We start from the raw sequence: 20692 nt of genomic DNA, 5'->3' as shown, positions 1-20692 counted from the left end.
GCGCGTTACGGAAGCGCCTGCAGCAGGTATGACTCGATGACGTAGCTGAAGGGCTGCTGCTGGCGGTCGCGCAGCAGGGCGCGCACTTCAAGGATCACGCCGCGGTCGCCTTCGCCCCGCGGCGGCCAGAACGTCTGGTCAGCCAAGGTCTGGCGCTGGAAACCGAGCGGGCCGACCACGCGACCGAAGGGTTCGTCGGTGCTGTCCAGCACCTGGTTCATGGCCGGGCTGAGATGGCCGGGCAGGTACCAGTTGTCGGCCTCGGACAGCACGCGGCTGCCGCAGACCAGCTGCACGCGGCGATAGCGCAGCTCGGCACCCGGCTTCACACCCAGCGCCTGCAGCACGTCGGCGGGGGCAGGCTTGTCCTGGCCGTGTACGCGCACTGCACGCACCCGCGCCTGTTCGGCCAGGCCGTGCTCGGCGCACCAGTGTTCCAGCGTGGCAGTGGCGCTCTGCCCGGACAGCACGCGCTGGTGCAGGCGCTCGACCAGTGCAGCCGGGGCAATGCGCTGCTGGCCCGGCGGCGACTGCAGCGGCGCAGCGGCCGCCGCATCAGTGGCGGACAGGCTGGCGATCGGGGCGGCGGCAAGCAGGGACGCGGCCTGCCAGCGGCGGAGACGATCGTGGCGGTCGGACGGGCCCATGCGGCATCACAGCGGAAACAGGCGCCCATGTTACCCGTTCAGGGGTGTGCACGGCGTGGCTGCGACCGGTTGTCGCAGGGTAGTCATCGTTCTGGTGAATGCGTGCCATCCAGATATTTCGTTGGCCGATGGCTGCGGCGAGGCGCACGATGGCGCCATTCTTGGCATTCCGGGAGTTCCCGATGACCCTCCAGTTCGTCCATGGCGGTGTCGACCGCGACGGTGCGCCACTGCATTTCCATATCCGTGATGGCCGCATCAGCGGGCTCAATGGCGAGGCCGCGCCGGCCGACGCGGCGGAATGCATCGACCTGCAGGGCTTTGCGGTGCTGCCCGGGCTGGTCGACGGCCATATCCACCTGGACAAGAGTTTCGTCGGCGACCGTTGGCACCCGCACCAGCCGGTGAACAGCCTGCGTGAACGGCTGGCGGTGGAAAAGGCGGCAGTGGCGGCTGCGGCGCCGATGGTCGATCGCGCCGAGGCGCTGATCCGCCAATGCAGCGGCTTCGGCACAGTGGCAATGCGCTGCCATGTCGATATCGATGGCAGCACCGGCCTGCGCCACCTGGAGGCGGTACGCGAGGCCGCATTGCGCTGTGCCGACATCATGCGCATCCAGCTGGTGGCGTTCCCACAGGCCGGGGTGATGTCCTGCGCTGGTACCGCTGCGGTGCTTGAGCAGGCCCTTGCTGCGGGCGTGGAGGTGCTCGGCGGCATCGACCCGACCACGCTCGACGGTGATGCCGAAGGCCAGCTGGCGCTGCTGTTCGGCTTGGCCGAGCGTTACGGCGTTCAGCTGGACATCCATCTGCATGAGCCCGGCGAAACCGGTCTGGCGCAGCTGCTGCGCATCGCCGCGCGCACCCGGGCCGCTGGCCTGCAGGGTCGGGTGGCGGTCAGCCATGCCTATTCGCTGGGCGAGGTGCCGCTGGCACGCGCGCTGCAGGTGGGCGAGGCGCTGGCGACGGCGGGTGTGGCGATCATGAGCAACGCGCCGGGGGATCATCCATTCCCGCCGCTGCGCGCGCTGCATGATGCCGGTGTGCGCGTGTTCGCGGGCAACGACAACATCCGTGACTGCTGGTGGCCGTATGGCAACGGCGATCTGTTGCAGCGGGCGATGCTGCTGGGCTACCGCTCCGGCTTCCATACCGATGCCGACCTGATGCTGGCGCTGGACATGGTGACCACCCATGCCGCGCAGGTGATCGGGTTGCCGCAGTACGGTCTTGTGGAAGGGCATCCGGCCACATTCGTGGCCGTGCGTGCCGACCACGGCCCGGCCGCCGTGGCCGGAGTGCCGGTGGAGCGCCGCGTGGTGGTTGATGGCCGTTGGCTGTAGATCCAGGCCATGCGTGGATGAATGTGGCCGCGCGGTGGTTCCATCCACGCATGGCGTGGATCTACCCACGACGCCACGCCAGTTCCGGTTGCGCCGAGCCATGCTCGGCAGCTTTTCAGGCGTAATCGTCGGCGCGGGTGGCGATGAATTCCTCAAGCCACGCCAGCAGATGGGCGATGTCGATGATCTCGCCCTGCTCGACGCGCTTGAGCAGCAGCGTGCTGGCGCCGATCTGCAGGCTGCTGTCGGCATAGCGCAGCACCGCGTCGATGCCCCAGGCATCGGTGACCTGCATCCAGGCCAGGCCCGGCACGCGTTGGGCCAGGGTGTCACCGAACGCCACGCCCAGCGCTTCCCAGCCATCGCCGTCATCACGGTCGATCAGCTCGGCATCGACCACGCGCTGCAGCGTGGTGGCCGCCAGCGGCCATTGCACCGGCAACGTCGGAAAGCCGGCGGCCACGCGCGCGGCGATCAGCGAACGCTGGTGCTGCAGATGCGTCTGCAGGGCTGTAGGCAGGGGATCGAAGCGGGTGGGGATTTCGTCGGACATGGAAGGGCGCCGTGGGGCACGGAAACAACCGGCACTCTACGGGGCGATTGTTGCCCGCTATACGGCCGGAGTGACCATGTTTCGATGCGTGATGCGCGAAAGGCATCCACGCATGGCGTGGATCTACCGTGGTCAGTCCGGTTCGCGCTGCACCTGCCGCCACAGCTCGCTGGCCAGTGCGCGCACGGCATCATCGGCGTCCGCGCGATGCAGCAGGCCGATCTCGTAGTTGTCGATCACCGGCAGCTCGCGCTCTCCATCGATGATGCGGTGCTCGCGGCTGACCGCGCGGCGCGGCAGCAGGCTGATGCCGATGCCATCGGCCACCGCACCCTGGATGCCACTCAGCGACGAACTGGTGAAGGCGATGCGCCAGCGCAGGCCCAGCGCCTCCACGGCGTGGATCATCTCGTCGCGGTACAGCCCGCGTGGCGGGAAGGTGACCAGCGGCAGCGGGTCCTGCTGCAGGCAGCTGCTGCGCAGGCTGTCGATCCAGTGCATCGGCTCGCGCCGGCAATGCACCGCCTGGCGGCTGTTGCGGCGTTGCTTGACCAGCACCAGGTCCAGCTCGCCGTGGTCGAAGCCCTGCGCGAGGTCACGGCTGAGGCCGCTGCTGATCTCCAGCTTCACCTGCGAGTGGCGACGGCTGAAAGCGGCCAGCATGCGTGTGGTCTGCGCGTTGACGAAGTCCTCGGGCACACCGATGCGCACCGCGGTTTCCACGGTGGCGCCGGCCAGCGCCTGTGCCATTTCCTCGTTCAGGTCGAGCATGCGCCGCGCGTAGCCGAGCAGGGTGTGGCCGGCATCGGTGGGGTGTACGTCGCGGTGGCCGCGTTCGAGCAGGCGATGCCCGGCCAGTTCCTCCAGCCGGCGCACCTTCTGACTGACCGTGGACTGGGTCGAATGCAGGCGCGTGGCCGCAGTGGTGAAGCTGCCGCAGTCGGCCACCATCACCAGCGCCCGCAGCAGGTCCAGTTCGAACAGGGTTCTATTCGATTTGGCACTGTCTTGCATTTGAACATTTCACTTCTGGATACCAATGCCGACTTCTACCATGCAGGGCAGGGGCCGGCAATGCCCGGCTGTTGCTACCGTCGCACGGCGCTCCGTGGCGACGGTCATGAGGAGACACCGTCATGCGCGTCCATCGTTCCCCTGGCTGGCCTGCGCCGTTCGCGCGCGTGCTGCTGTTGTTCCTGGTGGCCATGGTCTCCCCGGCCTGCACCGCAACGTCCAAAGCCGACGTCGATGGCCGCCTGCGCGATGCTGCCAGCCGTGGCGATGCCGATGCGCTGCGACAGGCGATCGAGGATGGCGCCACGCTGGAGGCGCGCGATGGCCAGGGCCGCACCGCGCTGCTGCTGGCCACGCATGGCAACAATGTAGACGCCGCGCGTGAACTGATCGAAGCCGGCGCCGACGTCAACGCCAAGGACGCCATGCAGGACAGCGCCTACCTGTACGCCGGCGCGCGTGGCCTGGACGAGATCCTGGCGATGACGCTGGCGCATGGCGCCGACCTGCGCAGCACCAACCGCTATGGCGGCACCGCATTGATTCCCGCCGCCGAGCGCGGCCACGTCGCCACTGTGCGCACGCTGCTGCGTGCCGGCGTCGCTGTAGACCATGTCAACCGCCTGCACTGGACCGCGCTGCTGGAAGCGATCCTGCTCGGTGACGGCGGCGCGCGCCACGTGCAGATCGTGCAGCTGCTGCTGGAGGCCGGCGCCGACCCCGAGCTGGCCGACGGCGACGGTGTGACGCCGCTGGCGCACGCGCGCCAGCGCGGCTATACCGGAATTGAAACCCTGCTGCGCCAGCACGGCGCGGTGCGCTGAAGACTGTTCCCTTCCACCCCGCACGCTGGTCGTGCCCATCAGGATGCTGTCCATGTTCCGTTCCCGTCCGTTGTCCCTTGCCATCCTCCTTGCAGTGGCCCCGCTGTCGGCGTCTGCTGCCGAGCGCGCCGACCTGCTGATCCGCAATGCCACCGTGGTCGATGTCGAGCACGCCAGCACCCTGGCCGGACAGAGCGTGGTGATCCGTGGCGAGGATATCGTGGCCGTCGGCCCGGACGCGCAGCTGCGCAGCCAATGGAGCGCGGCCCGCCAGATCGATGCCAAGGGCAAGTACCTGATTCCGGGGCTGTGGGACATGCACGTGCACTTCGGTGGTGGCCCGGCGCTGATCGAAGAGAACAAGGCGCTGCTGCCGCTATATATCGCGCACGGCATCACCACCGTGCGCGACTGTTCCGGTGACCTGCCCGAGCAGGTGCTGCAGTGGCGCGGCGAGATCGCCAAGGGCACGCTGTTTGGTCCGCGCCTGCTCAGTTCGGGCGCGAAGATCGAAGGCATCAAGCCGGTCTGGAAGGGTACGATCGAAGTGGGAAGCGAGGCCGACGCCGACAAGGCGATCGCCCGCCTGCAGCACGACAAGGTTGATTTCGTGAAGATTACCGACAGCACGCTGAAGCCGGAGCTGTTCCTGTACTCGGCCAGTGCTGCGCGCAAGGCCGGGTTCAAGGCCTCGGGTCACATTCCGATGGCGCTGACCGTTGAACAGGCGGTCGATGCAGGCCTGGCCTCGATCGAGCATCTGGACTACGCATTCAAGGCAGGCAGCAAGGATGAAGCGCAGATCGCCGCCGACTTCGGTGCCGGCCGCATCGACCGCGCCGAAGCCAACCGCCGCCTCGACGCCAGCTTCGACCGTGACACGGCGATGCACGCCTACCGCGATTTCGCCAAGCGCGGCGTGTTCGTGACCCCGACCCTCAACGGTGGCCGCATCCTCGATTTCCTTGACCAGGATGACCACGCCAACGATCCGTACCTGGCCTACATCGGCCCGGGCCTGCGCGCGACCTACCAGTGGCGCGTGGACCGCGCGGCGAAGGCCACGCCGGCACAGATCGAAGCGCGCCACGCGCAGTACCACCAGGTCGCGGCGGTGCTGCCGATGCTGCAGGAAGCCGGTGTGACGATCATTGCGGGCACCGATGCGGGCTTCCTCAACTCGTTCAACTTCCCGGGCATCGCCCTGCATCAGGAACTGCAGCTGTTCGTGAAGGAAGGCCTGAGCGCACCGCAGGCGCTGTCGGCCGCAACCCGTTCCGGCCCGGCCTGGTTCGGCCAGATGGACCGCTACGGTGGTGTCGCACAGGGCAAGGCCGCCGATCTGGTACTGCTGACCGCCAACCCACTGCAGGACATTGCTGCCACCGAAAAGATCGACAGCGTGATCCTGCGCGGCAACGTGTATGACCGCGCCGCACTGGACAAGATGCTGGCCGACACCAAGGCCAGGGTCGCAGCGTGGAATGCCGAGGCGGCCAAGGCCAACTGATTGCGGGGCGGGGCAGAATCCACGCATTGCGTGGATCTACCCGTACCATCAGTAGATCCACGCCATGCGTGGATGATGCGGCCGATGACCTAACGCGGCGCCGGCCGCATTCCATGCAATTGCGGCAGCGCGGCCTTCATCGCATCGATGAAGGCGCGCAGCCGCGGCGGCTGCTGGCGCGCGGCGGGAAACACCACGTGTACCGGCAGTGCCGGCGCCTGCCAGTCCGGCAGCAGCTGCACCAGCCGCCCTTGTGCGAGATCGTCGGCCACCAGCCAGGCCGAGACCACCGCTGCGCCCAGCCCCGCACATGCGGCCTGCTGCACCACGAACAGGTTGTCGCTGAGCAGGCGCGGGCTGATCGACAGCGTATGCGCGCGGCCCTGTGCGTCATGCAGCAGCAGGCGTTCGCGGTAGTAGGTGACCAGCGAGATCCACGGCAGTGATTGCGCCTGTTCCGGCGTACTGACTGCTGTGGCGTCCACCAACGAGGGCGCTGCCACGACGATGCGCGGCACTTCGGCGAGCGGTAGTGCGACCATGCGCGGTTCGTCGACGGGGCCCACCCGCACCGCGCAGTCGATGCCTTCTGCGATGAAGTCCGGGCGCCGATCCTCGAGGATCCACTCCAGGCTCAGCTGCGGGTGCTGGGCGAGGAACGCGAGCATGGTCGGCAGCAGCTGCGCCTGGCCGAACGCGTGCGGCACCATCACCCGCAGGCGTCCACGCAGCGTTTCCGGTTCGCCGTGCAGTTCGGCCTGTAGCGACTCCCATTCGTCGACCACGCGTTGCGCATGGCGCTGGCAACGCAGGCCATCCTCGGTCAGCTGCAGGCCGTGGGTGGAGCGCTGCAGAAGGCGCAGGCCTAACTGCCGCTCCAGGGCCTGAAGGCGGCGGCTGACCGTCGGCTGGGTGGTGCCCAGCTGCACGGCCGCAGCAGACAGGCTGCCGGCATCGACGATGCGCAGGAAGGTGCGCAGCAGATCCAGACGATCGGCGCCGGTGGCGAGGTCATTCATGCGCTTTACGTATGAAGTGTATGTGCGGAAGCCTACTACAGACGCCTCGCGAATACCGGCAGGATACGCCCACTTCCCCCACCGGACTCTCCCATGTCTACCCCCTCGCTGTCCGTCGCTGCGGCACCCACGACCGCACCCTCCACCCCGCTGGTGATGGCGATGGCAGCCGGCGCCGGCTTCTCGGTTGCCTCGCTTTACTACAGCCAGCCGATGCTGGGCCTGATCGCCCAAGATCTCGGCGCCGGCGAGCGCGCCGCCGGCCTGGTACCGACCTTGACCCAGCTGGGATATGCGCTTGGCATTCTGCTGCTGGCGCCGTTGGGCGACCGGTTCGACCGCCGCAACCTGATCCTGTGGAAGTCCGCGTTGCTGGCGTTGGCGTTGGGCGCTGCTGCGATGGCTGGCCACCTGCCTGGCCTGCTGATGGCCAGCCTGCTGGTCGGGCTGATGGCCACGCTGGCGCAGGACATCGTGCCGGCTGCAGCGGTGCTGGCGCCGGATGTGCAGCGCGGCCAGATCGTCGGCCGGGTGATGACCGGCCTGCTGCTCGGAATCCTGTTGTCACGGGTGGTCAGTGGCGTAGTGGCCGAAGCGTGGGGTTGGCGCACGCAGTTCGTGCTGGCCGCGGTATCAGTGGCGGCGATGGGAGCGGTGATGGCGCGTGCGCTGCCGCGCTTCGCACCGACCAGTACACTGCGCTATCCCGCGTTGTTGGGTTCGTTGCTGGCGTTGTGGCGGGAGCAGCCACAGCTGCGCCGTGCGGTGGCCAGCCAGTCGCTGCTGGCGGTGGGCTTCAGCGCGTTCTGGTCAACCCTCGCGCTGATGCTGCATGCACGGTTGGGGCTGGGTAGTGCCGCAGCGGGTGCATTCGGCATTGCCGGTGCGGCCGGCGCATTGGCCGCGCCGTTTGCGGGTCGATTCGCCGATCGCTTGGGTTGCCACGCCGTGGCGCGGCTGGCGATCGCGGTGGCGCTGCTGGGCTTTGGCCTGCTGTTGACCGAGTCGTGGCTGCCGGCCGCTGCGCTGCTACCGCTGCTGGTGGTGAGCGCGCTGCTGTTCGACTTCGGCTTCCAGTCGGCGCTGGTGGCGCACCAGACGTTGGTCTACGGACTGGTGCCGCCGGCACGCAGCCGGCTCAATGCGTTGCTGTTCACGGGCATGTTCATCGGCATGGCCGCCGGTGGTGCGCTGGGCAGCCTGGCGCTGGCGCAGTGGGGTTGGAACGGCGTGGCCTGGCTGGCGGTGGTGTGCGCGGGTGGCAGCCTGCTGCTGCGTTTGAGGTAAGGATGGTGTTCGGCAGGGCTTGCAGCCCTGCACCTGCTGGAAGCTGGAGCAACAGCAACAGCAACAGCAACAGCAACGGCGGGTTTCCTGTGGGGTGGTGGGGCGGTGTCGGAGTGCGGGGACGCCGCAAGTACGTCCTTGTAGCAACTGTGTTGCTGGAGAGTCTCAGGCCCGTCAGGTAAACGGGCACGGTAGTGCCGGCCGCTGGCCGGCAGCCTTTGGTCTTTCGCCCTGGCTCGCCTCAGGCGGGGACTAGCCCGCTTTCAGCGTCGCGCACACGGGCGTTGAGGATGACCAGCATCTTCCGCATCACTGCCACGATGGCCACCTTGCCTTCCTTGCCGCGGGCTCGTAGCGACTGGTAAAAATCGCGCAGCCGAGGTTCATGCCGCATGGCCGACATTGCCGCCATGTAGAGCACTTGCCGGATTTCGGCTCTTCCACCGTGGATGCTTCGTTTTCCTCTCATCGTGCCGCTGTCGTGGGACATCGGGGCTACCCCGACCAGGCTGGCGATGCGCTTGCCAGTGATCCTGCCAAGCTCTGGCAGATAGCTGGCTAGAACTGCCTGCAGCACAGGCCCTACGCCCTTCATCGACTTCAGCATCTTCAGTTGAGGCTGCTGACCAACCTGCTCGACGATCTGCTTGCCCAGACGCTCAACCAACGTTTGTAGGCGGGTGATGTTGCCCTGCAGTAGTCGGCGCAGTTCACGATCAAGCACCATTTCCTGCTGTTGCCGCGCGATGGTCAGGGCGTCCATCGCCTGCCGACGTGCCCGAACGAACTCCCGCATCTTCTGCTGCCAAGACTGCAGCGGCTGATAGGGAGGCAGCTTCACCAGGGCGGCCATCTGCGCCAACGCGTAGGCATCCAAACGGTCGGTTTTGGCAGTCTGACCCAACCCCTGAGCCAGTTTCCGGGCGCGCAAGGCATTGGCACGGGCCACCGGATGACCGGCCTTGTGCAGGAAATCCAGCACCGGCTGCTCATAGCCACCCGTGGCTTCAAGCACGATCTGGCGGGTCGGACGCTTCTTCAGCCAAACATCCAGTTCAGAAAACCCGGAGCGGTTGTTGCTGACCTGCAGGGTTTCTCCGTCCGTCGTACCGATATCCAGCTGACGCTTGCTGACATCAATCCCGATCCCGTTCATCACCTGACTCCGTATAGTCTGGAAGGGTCGAGAGCTCCCCCGCTTGCCCAGTCTTATCGCTTCGAGTGGTCGCTCCAGCAACTGTTCGGGCGGATCAAGGGAGATTCCGGCGTGGGCGCCAAGCTACATGGCGATCGTCGCGATCCTGGTTACGGATCGTCGAGATCTAGGCTCGCACGGCGGCCCACGCCGGCTCTCGACGCCTACGCTGCCAGATTCCGATCAGATAAGGCTTGGCAGCCGCATCCATGCGGCTGACACCCCGCACTCCGACACCGCCCCACCTCTGACAGTTTCCCGATGTCTGATGGATCCACGCCTGTGTGGATGACTCCATCGGAATCGAATATTTCAATATCTGTGAGATCTGAGCCGAGCATGGCTCGGCTACAGAAAGCAATACACGACAGGCCGCGGGGAACTGTCGAAGGCGGGGTGGCTCCGGTTGCGGGGGCGTGAGCCGCATGGGTCGGGCGCAGGCGACCGAGCTTACATGGGTGAGGGCGCTTTGCTTGCGAAGCACGGCTTCGCAAGCGCCCGAACGCACAGCCGCCAGCGGCTGGGCCGGGCCCCGGAGGGGGACTTGCAGCGTCCCCGCACTCCGACACCGCCCCGCCATCCCACGGAAAGCCCGCTGTTGCTGTAGAGGTTGCCGGCCAGCGGCCGGCACTACCGCGGGTGCAGGGCTGCAAGCCCTGCCGAACAACCCCTAATCGTGACCGCTGTCGTCCAGGCTGATGATCCCGCGCCGCAGCGCCTGGGTCACCGCATGCGTGCGATCACCCACGCCCAGCTTGTCCATCAGGCTCTTCATGTGCGCCTTCACCGTCTGCTCGGAAATCTGCATGCGCTCGCCGATGCGCTTGTTCGACAGGCCCCCGGCCACATGCCTCAGTACCTCGGTTTCGCGCGGCGACAACCGGTCTTCCACCACATGCGCGGCGATGCTGGCCGCCACCGCCGGGGGAATCGGTGCGCGGCGGCCGCCAGCGACCATGCGGATCGTATCGACCAGCTCATGGCGCAGCATGTCCTTCAGCAGATAGGCGCTGGCGCCGGCCTGCAGTGCCCTTACCGCACGTACGTCACCGCGGTAGGTGGTCAGCACGATGATGCGCGCGCGCGGGTCCATCGCGCGGATCCGCACGATGGCTTCCACACCATCCAGCCGTGGCATCTGCAGGTCCATCAGCACCACGTCGGGCTGCAGCCGCTGGTAGCAGGCGATGGCTTCCTCGCCATCGGCGGCTTCGCCGAGCAGGCGCAGATCGGGTTGTGCGCCCAGCAGCGCCGCCAGGCCGTCACGCAGCAGCGGGTGGTCGTCGACCACCAGCACGCCGATCGGGGCAGGGGACTCAGTCATGGTTTGCTTTACTCCAGGGCCAGCGCCAGCGCGATGGGCGGCGGTGATACAGGCGCCGGGCGGGAACCGCCAGCGCGACTTCGGTCCCCAGTCCGGCGCGGGTCCACAGCTGTAGTTCCGCACCGAGGCGCTGCGCGCGCTCACGCATGCCCTGCAGGCCCCAATGACCATGGCCGGCATTGTCGTCGGCGATGCCGACGCCATCGTCGCGCACGTGCAGCAGGAAGCACCGCGTGCCGTAGGACAGCTCCACTTCGATGGCGCTGGCGTTGGCGTGACGCAACGCATTGCGGATCGCCTCACGCCCGATCAGGAACACTTCTTCGGCCGCGTCGGCCTGCAGCGGTGGCGTTGCACCTTCCACGGTCAGGCGCAGTGGGTTGGTGCCATGCCCGGCGTACTCGGCGTGCACATCGGCCAGTGCCGAAGCGAGGTCGCGGCCAGCGAACGGTCCCTCACGCAGGGCATTGACCCGCTCGCGGCCCTCGGCCAGGTTGCGCTCGGCCAGTTGCATCGCCGATTCCAGCTGGCCGCGTACCTGCTCCGGGGTCTGCGGCGACTGGCTGATCGCGTGCAGGCGCAGGATCAGGCCCTGGCTGCCCTGCAGCAGGGTGTCGTGCAGGTCGCGTGCGATGCGTTCGCGTTCGCCATTGCGTTCCTGCAGGCGCGCGCGGAACAGCGCGGCCAGCTGCCCGCTGCGGATGCGCACCGCCATCACCAGCAGTGCGAGGATCGCGGCCGCACACAGCAGCTTGAACCACACGGTCTGCATGAAGGTGGGGGCGATGCGGAAGCTGCGACTGGCCGGTGCAGTGCTCCAGATGCCGTCTTCGTTGGCGGCTTCCACCTCGAACCGGTAATTGCCCGGGGCGAGGTTGGTGTAGTACGCCCGCGTGCTGCTGCCGGCATCCTGCCAGCCGTCGTCGACGCCGGACAGGCGATAGCGGTAGCGGTTGCGCTCCGGACGTGCCAGCGACAGCGCCACGTAATCGATCTGCAATTGGCTGGTGCCGGCCGGAAGGCGCAGGCCATCGCGCAGTGGCTCGTGCTCACTGCCATACAGCACTTCGCCGATGCGCACGCTGGGCGCCATGGTGTTGACGTGCGAGCGGGTGGTGTCCAGCCAGGCCAGGCCCTGGTTGGTGGCCAGCCACAGCAGTCCGTCATCGGCCAGCGTGGCGGTGGCGATCGGTCCGCTCTGCAGGGCGATGCCCGGCATGCCATCCACCGCATCGAACAGGCGTGGCGTCACCGGCAGCCCGGTCCGCAGCGTCCGTCGCAGCTGATCGCTCCCCAGCCGGACCAGGCCACGGCTGCCATTGAACCAGAGGTGTCCGTTCGGATCGGCCACCATGCCGGTGATGCCTTCCAGTACACCGGCCATGTCGGTTCGCACCGGAACGAAACGACCGTTGCCAACGCGCGCAGCCAGACCGGCTTCGCCGGCGACCAGCAGCAGGTCCTGGTGATGCAGCATTGCGGTGATCGGCCCGACCGACAGGCCCTGGCTGGCATCGAAGCTCTCGATGTGGCCCGCGCTCATCCGGCGCAGGCGGCCGTCGGCATAGCCGAGCAGCAGCTGGCCATGGGCATCCAGCGCCAGCGATGAGCAGGCCTGCTCGGGCAGGCGGACCTCGCGCTGCCATTGGCCATGCAGGTAGTGCAGGACGCCGCGTTCACCCGTGCATACCCAGGCCTGCGCGTCGTCGGGGAACAGCAGGGCGTGCAGCGGTTGCCCGGTGAACGGGGCCGGCAGCGGGATCAACGAGGTGTGGCCGGCGAGCGTGCGCGCAAGATTGACCCAGTCGAACTGCCAGATCGGCGTGGGTGCCTGGCGCGCGGCGGCCTGCAGCTGCGGGGCACTGCCATCCAGCAGAGTGCGCCGCAGATCGTAGGGTTTGAGGTCTTCGCCATAGCCATACACGCGGCCATCGCTGGCCCGCACCAGCGAGCGGTAGGGATCACTCGGGCCGACTGCCAGGGTGTGCACGCTGCGTGCGCGGAAGCGGTTGAGGCCGAGATTGGTGCCGACCCAGAGATTGCCTTCGCGGTCGGCGATGATCGGCACCGCCGAGGTGGCGGTCAGCCCGTGCGGCGAATCGAAACGCTCCATGCGCACGGCGCGGCTGCCGTCGAAGGTGATGCGGGCGACGCCGCCGTGCGGGCTCATCGTGGCCCACAGCGCGCCATCGGCAGTGAACTGCAGGCGTGCAGCAACCAGTTCCGGAAGACGCCGCGCTTCACGTTCGCTGGCCGCCAACAGGCCCTGCGCGTTGGCCAGGGGTGAGGTGCCGCGCACCCGGTCGGCCAACCACACTTCACCCTGCGGGCTTTCGGCCAGCGTTGCCATCTGCGAGACCGCGATGCCGGTGTCCTCGAACGTGGTCTGGCCGGCCGCACGCATCCAGATCTTCAGGTCGGCCAGCACCCAGAACCTGCCCCGGCTGTCGTGCAGCACCCACTGCACACGGCGCTCGGGCAGGCCGGCTGCGGCCGGCAGTGGCTGCCAGCGCTGTCCATCAAAGCGGCGCAGCCCGCCATTGACCGCCGCCCACAGCTGGCCCTGGCGATCCTGGCTGAAGCGTGGGACCACGCCGACCGGCACCCCCTGCTCGCGGCCGTAGTTGTGCAGCCTCCCCTGTGCGAACCGGCTGATGCCGGCCTGGAAGTAGCCGATCCACAGGGCACCGTCGGCGGCATGCGCCAGCGTGACCATGTTGGTGGACGGGAACTGGCTGCCGACGGGCGCTGCCTGCCGTTCGAAGCGACGGCCATCAAAGCGGTACAGGCCCGAGCCGGTGGCCAGCCACAGCAGGCCGTCGCGGTCCTGGGTGATGTCCCAGATATCGCCGGGTGCACCCTGGCCGACCCGCCACGCGGTGTGCTCGTAACCGGGCAGCCCGCCGCTCACCGGCGGGCGCTGCACGGCAAAAGCGGGCAGGGCGGTCCACAGCAGCAGGCACGTCAGCAGCGTCGGCAGGCGACGCAGGAACGGGAAGGGGCGGCCACGCATGGCGCGCATTCTGGCAGGTGCGGGGCAGTCCGGGGTGACCCGAACGGGGTAGGCGGTCGCCGCCGCGGTCGGTTATCACGCCGGCATGTCCTGTGGAGCCTGGCCATGCAGCGCCTGTTCGTGATGTTCCCCGACCGCGGGCCGGGCATCGGCCTGCTGTGGTTGCGGCTGTGCCTGTCCGCGGCACTGTGCACGCCCGGCACGCATGCGGGCGGGTGGTCGGCGCTGTGCCTGCTGGCAGTGCCGATGCTCACGCTGGGTGTGTTGACGCCACTGGCCGTGCTGATGGTGGCCGTGGGCCTGTTCGCGCAGCAGGCGCCGTGGTCACAGGTGGTGCTGCCCTTGGCGCTGTTGATGTTGGGCCCTGGCGCCTATTCACTGGATGCGCGGTTGTTCGGTCGTCGCCTGCTCGGGCGTCGGCCTCCCCCATTCGGGTAGGTGCTGGCCTCGACCGACGGGGGTAGGGCATCGTGCGGCGGCCACGCACCATGGGGCACCCCCTCGCGGCGTCCCGCATGGCCACCGTCTTTTCGCCCGATCCGCCCGCCGTGGCGCTGGCACCGCAGCAGGCCGCCGCATTGCAGCGCGCCCTGCGCTATGTCGATGAGCACCTGTCGCAGCCGCTGCGGGTGACCGAGCTGGCCGCAGCCGCCTGCGTCAGCCGCTTCCATCTGGTGCGCCTGTTCCGGACCGGTACCGGCGCCAGCCCGCTGCGCTACGTGCGCCGTCGCCGCATCGAACGTGCGCGCCAGTTGTTGCCGGTCGCGCAGCTGCCGATGTCCTGCCTGGCGCAGCAGCTGGGCTTCTTCGACCAGAGCCATTTCGTCCGCAGCTTCCGCGCCGAGACCGGCTGCAGCCCCGGCCAGTACCTGGCCGGCGATGCGGCCCTGTTGCTTCCCCCTGATCGTGTTTCCAACGGAGTCCAACCATGAGCCTTGCCACCGCCACGCCCGCCCCGGCCCTGTTGTCGCCCACCGACCATGCCCTGGTGCTGATCGACTTCCAGTCGCAGATGGCATTCGCCACCCACACCATCGATATCTCCGCGCTGCGCAACAACGTGTCGTTGATCAGCAAGGGCGCCAAGGGCTTCAACGTGCCGGTGCTGCTGACCACCGTCGCCGAAGCGTCGTTCTCCGGCCCGATGTTCCCGGAACTGCCGGAGATCTTCCCGGGCCAGACGGTGTTCGACCGCACCTCGATGAACACCTGGGAAGACCAGCCGGTGATCGATGAGATCAACCGCATCGGCAAGCGTCGCCTGGTCGTTGCCGGCCTGTGGACCAGCGTCTGCATCGTGGGACCGGCGCTGTCGGCGCTGGCACAGGGCTTCGAGGTGTATGTGATCACCGATGCCTGCGGCGATGTCAGCGAAGAAGCCCACGAGCGTGCGATCACCCGCATGGTGCAGGCCGGTGCAGTGCCGATGACCAGCGTGCAGTACCTGCTGGAGCTGCAGCGTGACTGGGCGCGTGGCGAGACCTACGAGCTGACCACCGGCATCGCCCGCGACCACGCCGGTGGCTATGGCATCGGCATCCAGTACGCCAAGCGCATGTTCGGCGCGCAGGAAGGCGGGCACTGAGCATGCTGGTTGGCCATGGCCTCGACCTGGCCCTGCTGATGCTGCGCGCGGCAGCCGGGGGATTCCTGCTGCCACACGCGCTCGGCAAGCTGTTCGGTTGGTTCGGCGGTCCTGGGCTGGCCGGCTTCGCCACCGAACTGCGCGGCTTCGGCCTGCCAGCGGTGGCACCGCTGCCGCTGCTGCTGGCCCTGCTGCAGGTGCTGTCAGGGCTGGCCGTGCTGCTGGGCTGGCAGACCCGCGTCGCCGCGCTTGCAGCGGCGGCCTTCATCGGCTTCACCGTTCTGTTGGCCCTGCCCAAGGGCTGGTTCTGGATGCGCGGTGGCAGTGAGTACCCGTTGATGTGGACCACGGTACTGCTGGCCCTCGCGCTGACCGGGCCCGGCGCCTGGGCACTGGACGGCCAACGCCTTCCGGGAGATCTCGCATGAGTCACGATCCACTCGATCACGGCCGCCGCAACGTGGTGCTGGCCGGCAGCGCCGCGGTGGCGCTGGGCCTGGCCGGCCGTGCCGGTGCCGCACTCGATTCCACTTCCAAGGAGCGTCGCATGAGCACGCTGGTCATCCGCAATGCCCGCATCACCACCCTCGACCCGCAGCAGCCGCATGCACAGGCGCTGGCCGTGCAGGAAGGGCGCATCGTTGCCGTCGGCAGCGACGAGGAGATCATGCGTGGCTGGGGCAATGAAGCGACCCTGATCGACGCCCAAGGCCGGCGCCTGCTGCCCGGCCTCAACGACAGCCATACCCACCTGATACGTGGTGGCCTGAACTACAACCTGGAACTGCGCTGGGACGGCCTGCGTTCGCTGGGCGATGCCTTGGACATGCTGAAGGCGCAGGTCGACCGCACGCCTGCACCGCAGTGGGTGCGCGTGGTCGGTGGTTTCACCGCCACCCAGTTCAACGAGAAGCGCCTGCCCACGCTGCAGGAGCTCAACGACATCGCGCCGGACACGCCGGTGTTCCTACTGCACCTGTACGACCGTGCGCTGCTCAACCGCGCCGCACTGCGTGCCTGTGGCTATACCAAGGACACCCCGGATCCGCCGGGCGGCCAGATCGTGCGTGATTCGCTGGGCAACCCGACCGGGCTGCTGCTGGCCAAGCCCAACGCGCTGATTCTGTACGCGACCCTGGCCAAGGGTCCGAAGCTGCCGATCGAGTACCAGGCCAATTCCACCCGTCATTTCATGCGTGAGTTGAACCGTCTCGGCATCACCTCGGTGATCGACGCCGGCGGTGGTTTCCAGAACTACCCCGAGGACTACCAGGTCATCGAGCAGCTGCACCGCGATGACCAGCTGACCGTGCGCATCGCCTACAACCTGTTCACCCAGAACAAGGGCAAGGAAGTGGATGACTTCCGCGGATGGAGCGAGATGCTGCAGCCGCGGCAGGGTGATGACCTGCTGCGCCACAACGGTGCCGGCGAGATGCTGGTGTTCTCGGCGGCCGACTTCGAGTTGTTCAACGAGCCGCGCCCGGAACTGCCGCCGGAGCTGGAACCGGAACTGCACGATGTGGTGAAGCTGCTGGTCGAGAAGCGTTGGCCGTTCCGCATCCATGCGACGTACGACGAGAGCATCACCCGCATCCTCGATGTGTACGAACAGGTCAACCGCGAGGTGCCGTTCGATGGCCTGCACTGGTTCATCGATCACGCCGAAACCATCACCCCGCGCAACATCGAGCGCATCCGTGCGCTGGGTGGCGGCATCGCCGTGCAGCATCGCATGGCCTATCAGGGCGAAGCCTTCGTCGAGCGCTACGGCGTGCAGGCCGCGCGGCATACGCCGCCGGTCAAGCGCATGCTGGCCGAAGGCGTGCCGATCGGTGCTGGAACCGATGCCACCCGTGTGGCCAGCTACAACCCGTGGGTGGCGTTGTCCTGGCTGGTGACCGGGCGCACCGTCGGCGGGCTGGCCCTGTATGGCGATGAGAACCTGCTCGAACGCGAGCAGGCGCTGCGCCTGTGGACCCAGGGCAGTGCCTGGTTCTCCGGCGACGAAGCAGTGAAGGGTACGTTGAAGGTCGGCCAGTTGGCCGATTTCATCCTGCTCTCGGCCGATTTCTTCCGCGTGGATGATGCGCAGATCGCCGACATCACCAGCGTGTTGACCGTGGTCGGTGGCCGCATCGTGCATGCCGACGCCGACTATGCAGGGCTTGCGCCGCAGCTGCCGCCGGCGATGCCCAACTGGTCGCCGGTCAACCGGTTCGGCGGCTACCACGTCGGCGGTACCGCCACCGGGTTGGCCGCCGCCCATCGTCACCATCACGGCGTAGCCTGCAGCACTCACGGTGCTCATGGTCATGCGGCCCGGCACGCGGCGCCCACCGATGACCTGACCGCGTTCTGGGGCGCGATGGGATGCTCGTGCTTCGCGTTCTGAGCCTGGCATTGCTGGCCGCACCGTCGCTGGTGCAGGCCTGCGACGGCGGTCATTGCAGCGACGCCGGTGACGGCCAACTGCAATGGGATGCGTCGCTGCGTGTGCGTGGGCTGTACTACGACCCGACCCGGTTCGGCATTGGCGGCAGCGAGGATGCCTATGGCCTGCTGCGTGCCTTGGCATCGGCCACCTATGTGGAAGACACCTGGCAGGCGAAGCTGCAGCTGGGTGTGCATGGGGAGAATGGCAAGGCCGGCGGCCCGGGTCGCACCGACCGCAGCGCGCTGGATGTGCAGCAGGCGTACTGGCGCTGGCAGCGCGATGGCTTCCACCTGCAACTCGGCCGGCAGGAAGCCGGCTATGGCAGTTCACGGCTGCTGTCAGTGCGCGACGGGCCGAACATCCGCCTGGCGTTCGACGGTGCGCGTGTGGGTTGGAAAGGCCGCCTGGGTACGCTTGATCTGATGGCATTGCGGCCAGTGGAAAACCGACCGGGTGCCTTTGATGATCGCGGCGAGCACGGTGCCCACCTGTGGGGTGCCTATGCCACCACGGTGCGGGGACAGGGCGCGGGACAGTGGGATCTGTATCTGCTGGACTACCGCCGCGAAGGCGCGCGCTTCGCCGCAGGCAGCGGTACCGAACGTCGGCAGACCCTGGGCGCGCGCTGGTTCGGCCATGCCGGTGCACTGGACTGGAACAGCGAGCTGGTGGCGCAGGGCGGTGAACTGCGGACGACCGCCGGCACCCTCGATATCCGCGCCTGGACGCTGGCGACCGATACGGGGTGGCGCTGGACGAACCTGCCGCTGCAGCCGCGGTTGGGGTTGAAGGCCGACATCGCCAGTGGCGATGGCAACCTGCATGACGGCCGCCTGGGAACCTTCAACGCCTTGTTCCCGAAATCGGCTTACTTCAGCGAGGCCAGCCTGCTGGCCCCGGCCAACCTGATGGACCTTCAGCCGACCCTGTCCCTGCGCCTGCACGACGCGGTGACGACGGAACTGGGCGTACAGATGGCCTGGAAGCATCGTCGTGCCGATGCGGTCTACACCACGCCGGCACCGCTGGTGGCGTTGCCAGGCAGCGCCGGTGGCGCGCGCCGCATCGGTAATCAATACAAATCCGAAACACGCTGGCAGGCCAGCGAACACTGGCAATGGCAGCTGCAGCTGGCCTGGGTCGATGCCGGTCCTGCACTGAAGCAGGCCGGAGGCCAGGACACGCTGTTCGCCTCGATCGTTGGAGCATGGCAATGGTGAACGCAACCGCGTCGCAACCCCCCGCACAGGCCGCAGGTGCCTGGTCCCCGCTGAAAATCCGGATGTTCCGCTCGATCTGGCTGGCGATCCTGGCCAGCAACATCGGCACCTGGGTCAACGATGTGGCCGCCGCCTGGGTAATGGCCGAACGTACCGGCTCACCACTGATGGTGGCGCTGGTGCAGTCGGCCACCACGGTGCCGATCGTGCTGCTGGCGCTGGCCGCCGGCACCCTGGCCGACATCGTCGATCGCCGCAGGTATCTGCTGGCCACCCAGGGTTGGATGCTGCTGGTCGCGGCAGTGATGGCGGCGCTGACTGCGTTGGACATGCTGACCCCGCAGCTGCTGGTGCTGCTGACCTTCTGCATGGGCTGCGGTGCGGCGATGGCGATGCCGGCGCAGGCCGCGATCGTATCCGAACTGGTGCCGCAGCCGATGCTGGCCTCGGCGGTGGCGCTGAACTCGATCGGCATCAACATCGCGCGCTCGATCGGCCCGGCCATCGGCGGTGTGATCGTCGCCCAGCTCGGCGCGGTCTGGGCCTTCGGTTTCAACGCCATCACCTTTGCCGCGATGCTGTTCGTGGTGTGGGGCTGGAAGCGCGACCCGAAACAGTCCAGCCTGCCGCCGGAAGGCTTCGGTGCCGGCCTGAAGGCGGGCCTGCGCTATGCCAGCCGCGCCGGGCGCCTGCAGGCGGTGTTGATCAAGTCGGTCGGCTTCTTCTTCTTTGCTGCAGCAATGAATGCACTGCTGCCGGTGGTGGTGCGCGGCCAGATGCAGGGTGGGGCGGGGCAGTACGGCATGCTGCTCGGCTGCATCGGGATCGGTGCCGTGGGTGGTGCGTTGTTGCTGCCGAAGCTGCGCGCGCAGATGGATCGCGACCTGCTGGTGCTGCTGGCCACGCTGTCGCTGGCGCTCAGCCTGGTCGGGCTGGCGCTGACCCGCAGCTGGTACTTGCTGCCATTGGTGATGCTGATCAATGGCTTTGCCTGGATCACCGTGCTGTCGTCGCTGCAGATTGCCGCGCAGACCGCAGTGCCAGCGTGGGTACGGGCGCGTGCACTGGCGCTGTACATCATGGTGTTTTCCGCTGGCATGGCGGCTGGTGGCCTGAGCTGGGGTGCACTGGCGCAGCGCACCTCGCCGGAGCTGGCCTTGCTGGTGGCTGCCGCGGGTGCGGTGATCGGCGGATTGCTGGTGTGGCGCGTGCGCATCGCTGGCACCGAGGATCTGAACCTGCGCCCGGCGGGACACTGGCCGGCACCGGAACTGTCGGTGCCGGTATCCAACGATCGCGGCCCGGTACTGGTCACCCTGGAGTACCGCATCGACGAGGCTGACCGCGCCGCGTTCCAGGCGCAGATGCGCGCGCTGGGCACGATCCGCCGCCGCGATGGCGCCGTGGTCTGGGGCGTGGTGGAGGATGTGGCCAGCCCGGGCATCCACCTTGAGTATTTCGTGACCCCGTCGTGGCTGGAGCATCTGCGCCAGCACGAACGCATCACCGCCGATGACAAGGCGATCCAGGAAGTGCTGCGCGGGCTGCATCGCGGTGAGCGTGCACCGGTGGTGCGCCACTTCGTGGGCGGGCATGACCCGCTGCCGAAGACCGGGGTCCCGCACCACCACAGCGATATCTGACAAAAAAGGGGACGGAGGGGATTAAGTCGTTTGTGCACAAACGACTTAATCCCCTCCGTCCCCTTTTTGCGCGATCAA

The 20692-nt window shown here is 67.7% G+C and carries 18 protein-coding genes; 11 read left to right on the top strand and 7 right to left on the bottom strand.

The annotated features are described in order from the left end of the window. Positions 1-5 precede the first annotated feature (5 nt). Complete coding sequence (locus tag ACZK3W_RS13355) at positions 6-647, bottom strand: hypothetical protein (protein WP_111150827.1); 642 nt, start codon at positions 645-647, stop codon at positions 6-8. Between the two features lie 182 nt (positions 648-829). Between ACZK3W_RS13355 and ACZK3W_RS13350 the strand changes: the two genes are divergently transcribed. Further along, complete coding sequence (locus ACZK3W_RS13350; RefSeq protein ID WP_197616801.1) at positions 830-1990, top strand: amidohydrolase; 1161 nt, start codon at positions 830-832, stop codon at positions 1988-1990. 115 nt (positions 1991-2105) lie between these two features. On the opposite strand, the gene ACZK3W_RS13345 is transcribed toward ACZK3W_RS13350, so the two are convergent. Then, complete coding sequence (locus ACZK3W_RS13345) at positions 2106-2543, bottom strand: DUF3806 domain-containing protein (RefSeq protein ID WP_197616799.1); 438 nt, start codon at positions 2541-2543, stop codon at positions 2106-2108. Positions 2544-2675: 132 nt separating this feature from the next. Continuing rightward, positions 2676-3557 (bottom strand): LysR substrate-binding domain-containing protein, encoded by an 882-nt coding sequence (locus ACZK3W_RS13340; protein ID WP_197616797.1) that lies wholly within the window; start codon positions 3555-3557, stop codon positions 2676-2678. A 122-nt stretch (positions 3558-3679) separates the two neighbouring features. Between ACZK3W_RS13340 and ACZK3W_RS13335 the strand changes: the two genes are divergently transcribed. Together ACZK3W_RS13335 and ACZK3W_RS13330 are read left to right on the top strand one after the other, a co-directional pair. Further along, positions 3680-4381, top strand: a complete 702-nt coding sequence (locus ACZK3W_RS13335; protein ID WP_197616795.1) for an ankyrin repeat domain-containing protein — start codon at positions 3680-3682, stop codon at positions 4379-4381. A 52-nt stretch (positions 4382-4433) separates the two neighbouring features. Then, on the top strand, positions 4434-5891 hold the full coding sequence (locus tag ACZK3W_RS13330) for an amidohydrolase family protein (protein ID WP_049398460.1): 1458 nt from the start codon (positions 4434-4436) through the stop codon (positions 5889-5891). Between the two features lie 89 nt (positions 5892-5980). Here ACZK3W_RS13330 and ACZK3W_RS13325 read toward each other — a convergent pair whose 3' ends face one another. Continuing rightward, the gene (locus tag ACZK3W_RS13325) at positions 5981-6910 is read right to left on the bottom strand and encodes a LysR family transcriptional regulator (RefSeq protein WP_032128095.1); all 930 of its coding nucleotides are present in this window, start codon (positions 6908-6910) and stop codon (positions 5981-5983) included. 93 nt (positions 6911-7003) lie between these two features. On the opposite strand from ACZK3W_RS13325, the gene ACZK3W_RS13320 reads away from it, so the two are divergent. Then, a complete protein-coding gene (locus ACZK3W_RS13320) occupies positions 7004-8197 on the top strand; it encodes an MFS transporter (RefSeq protein ID WP_121503526.1) in 1194 nt (397 codons plus the stop codon). A gap of 241 nt (positions 8198-8438) precedes the next feature. Here the strand turns inward: ACZK3W_RS13320 and ACZK3W_RS13315 are convergent, their stop codons facing one another. The 3 genes from ACZK3W_RS13315 to ACZK3W_RS13305 all read right to left on the bottom strand — a co-directional run bounded on the left by ACZK3W_RS13315 (position 8439) and on the right by ACZK3W_RS13305 (position 13738). Beyond that, positions 8439-9353 (bottom strand): IS110 family RNA-guided transposase, encoded by a 915-nt coding sequence (locus ACZK3W_RS13315; RefSeq protein ID WP_180838801.1) that lies wholly within the window; start codon positions 9351-9353, stop codon positions 8439-8441. A gap of 709 nt (positions 9354-10062) precedes the next feature. Then, positions 10063-10716: a response regulator gene (locus tag ACZK3W_RS13310; protein ID WP_032128093.1), complete on the bottom strand. Its 654-nt coding sequence runs from the start codon at positions 10714-10716 to the stop codon at positions 10063-10065. Continuing rightward, positions 10709-13738 carry a two-component regulator propeller domain-containing protein gene (locus ACZK3W_RS13305; RefSeq protein WP_197615414.1) on the bottom strand — a complete coding sequence of 1010 codons (3030 nt, stop codon included), beginning with the start codon at positions 13736-13738 and terminating at the stop codon, positions 10709-10711. The genes ACZK3W_RS13310 and ACZK3W_RS13305 overlap by 8 nt, the downstream gene beginning before the upstream one ends. Positions 13739-13834: 96 nt before the next feature. On the opposite strand from ACZK3W_RS13305, the gene ACZK3W_RS13300 reads away from it, so the two are divergent. From ACZK3W_RS13300 to ACZK3W_RS13270, 7 genes are all read left to right on the top strand, one after another. Then, positions 13835-14167, top strand: coding sequence for a hypothetical protein (locus tag ACZK3W_RS13300; RefSeq protein ID WP_197615415.1), 333 nt, complete (start codon positions 13835-13837; stop codon positions 14165-14167). A gap of 50 nt (positions 14168-14217) precedes the next feature. Beyond that, positions 14218-14661 carry a helix-turn-helix transcriptional regulator gene (locus ACZK3W_RS13295; RefSeq protein WP_053091059.1) on the top strand — a complete coding sequence of 148 codons (444 nt, stop codon included), beginning with the start codon at positions 14218-14220 and terminating at the stop codon, positions 14659-14661. Then, positions 14658-15314 carry a hydrolase gene (locus ACZK3W_RS13290; protein ID WP_049422794.1) on the top strand — a complete coding sequence of 219 codons (657 nt, stop codon included), beginning with the start codon at positions 14658-14660 and terminating at the stop codon, positions 15312-15314. Before ACZK3W_RS13295 ends, ACZK3W_RS13290 begins: the two co-directional genes overlap by 4 nt. 2 nt (positions 15315-15316) lie before the next feature. Next, positions 15317-15742: a DoxX family membrane protein gene (locus tag ACZK3W_RS13285; protein ID WP_197615416.1), complete on the top strand. Its 426-nt coding sequence runs from the start codon at positions 15317-15319 to the stop codon at positions 15740-15742. 119 nt (positions 15743-15861) lie between these two features. Beyond that, positions 15862-17709: an amidohydrolase family protein gene (locus ACZK3W_RS13280; RefSeq protein WP_197615464.1), complete on the top strand. Its 1848-nt coding sequence runs from the start codon at positions 15862-15864 to the stop codon at positions 17707-17709. Continuing rightward, a complete protein-coding gene (locus ACZK3W_RS13275) occupies positions 17688-18971 on the top strand; it encodes an alginate export family protein (protein WP_197615417.1) in 1284 nt (427 codons plus the stop codon). Before ACZK3W_RS13280 ends, ACZK3W_RS13275 begins: the two co-directional genes overlap by 22 nt. Continuing rightward, positions 18965-20614 (top strand): MFS transporter, encoded by a 1650-nt coding sequence (locus ACZK3W_RS13270; RefSeq protein WP_197615418.1) that lies wholly within the window; start codon positions 18965-18967, stop codon positions 20612-20614. Before ACZK3W_RS13275 ends, ACZK3W_RS13270 begins: the two co-directional genes overlap by 7 nt. The last annotated feature ends 78 nt before the right edge of the window (positions 20615-20692 follow it).

The organism is Stenotrophomonas sp. 80084_Sma (assembly GCF_056481995.1).
The sequence above is the reverse complement of the archived record's forward strand: the minus strand, read 5'-3'. Positions and strand labels throughout refer to the sequence as shown.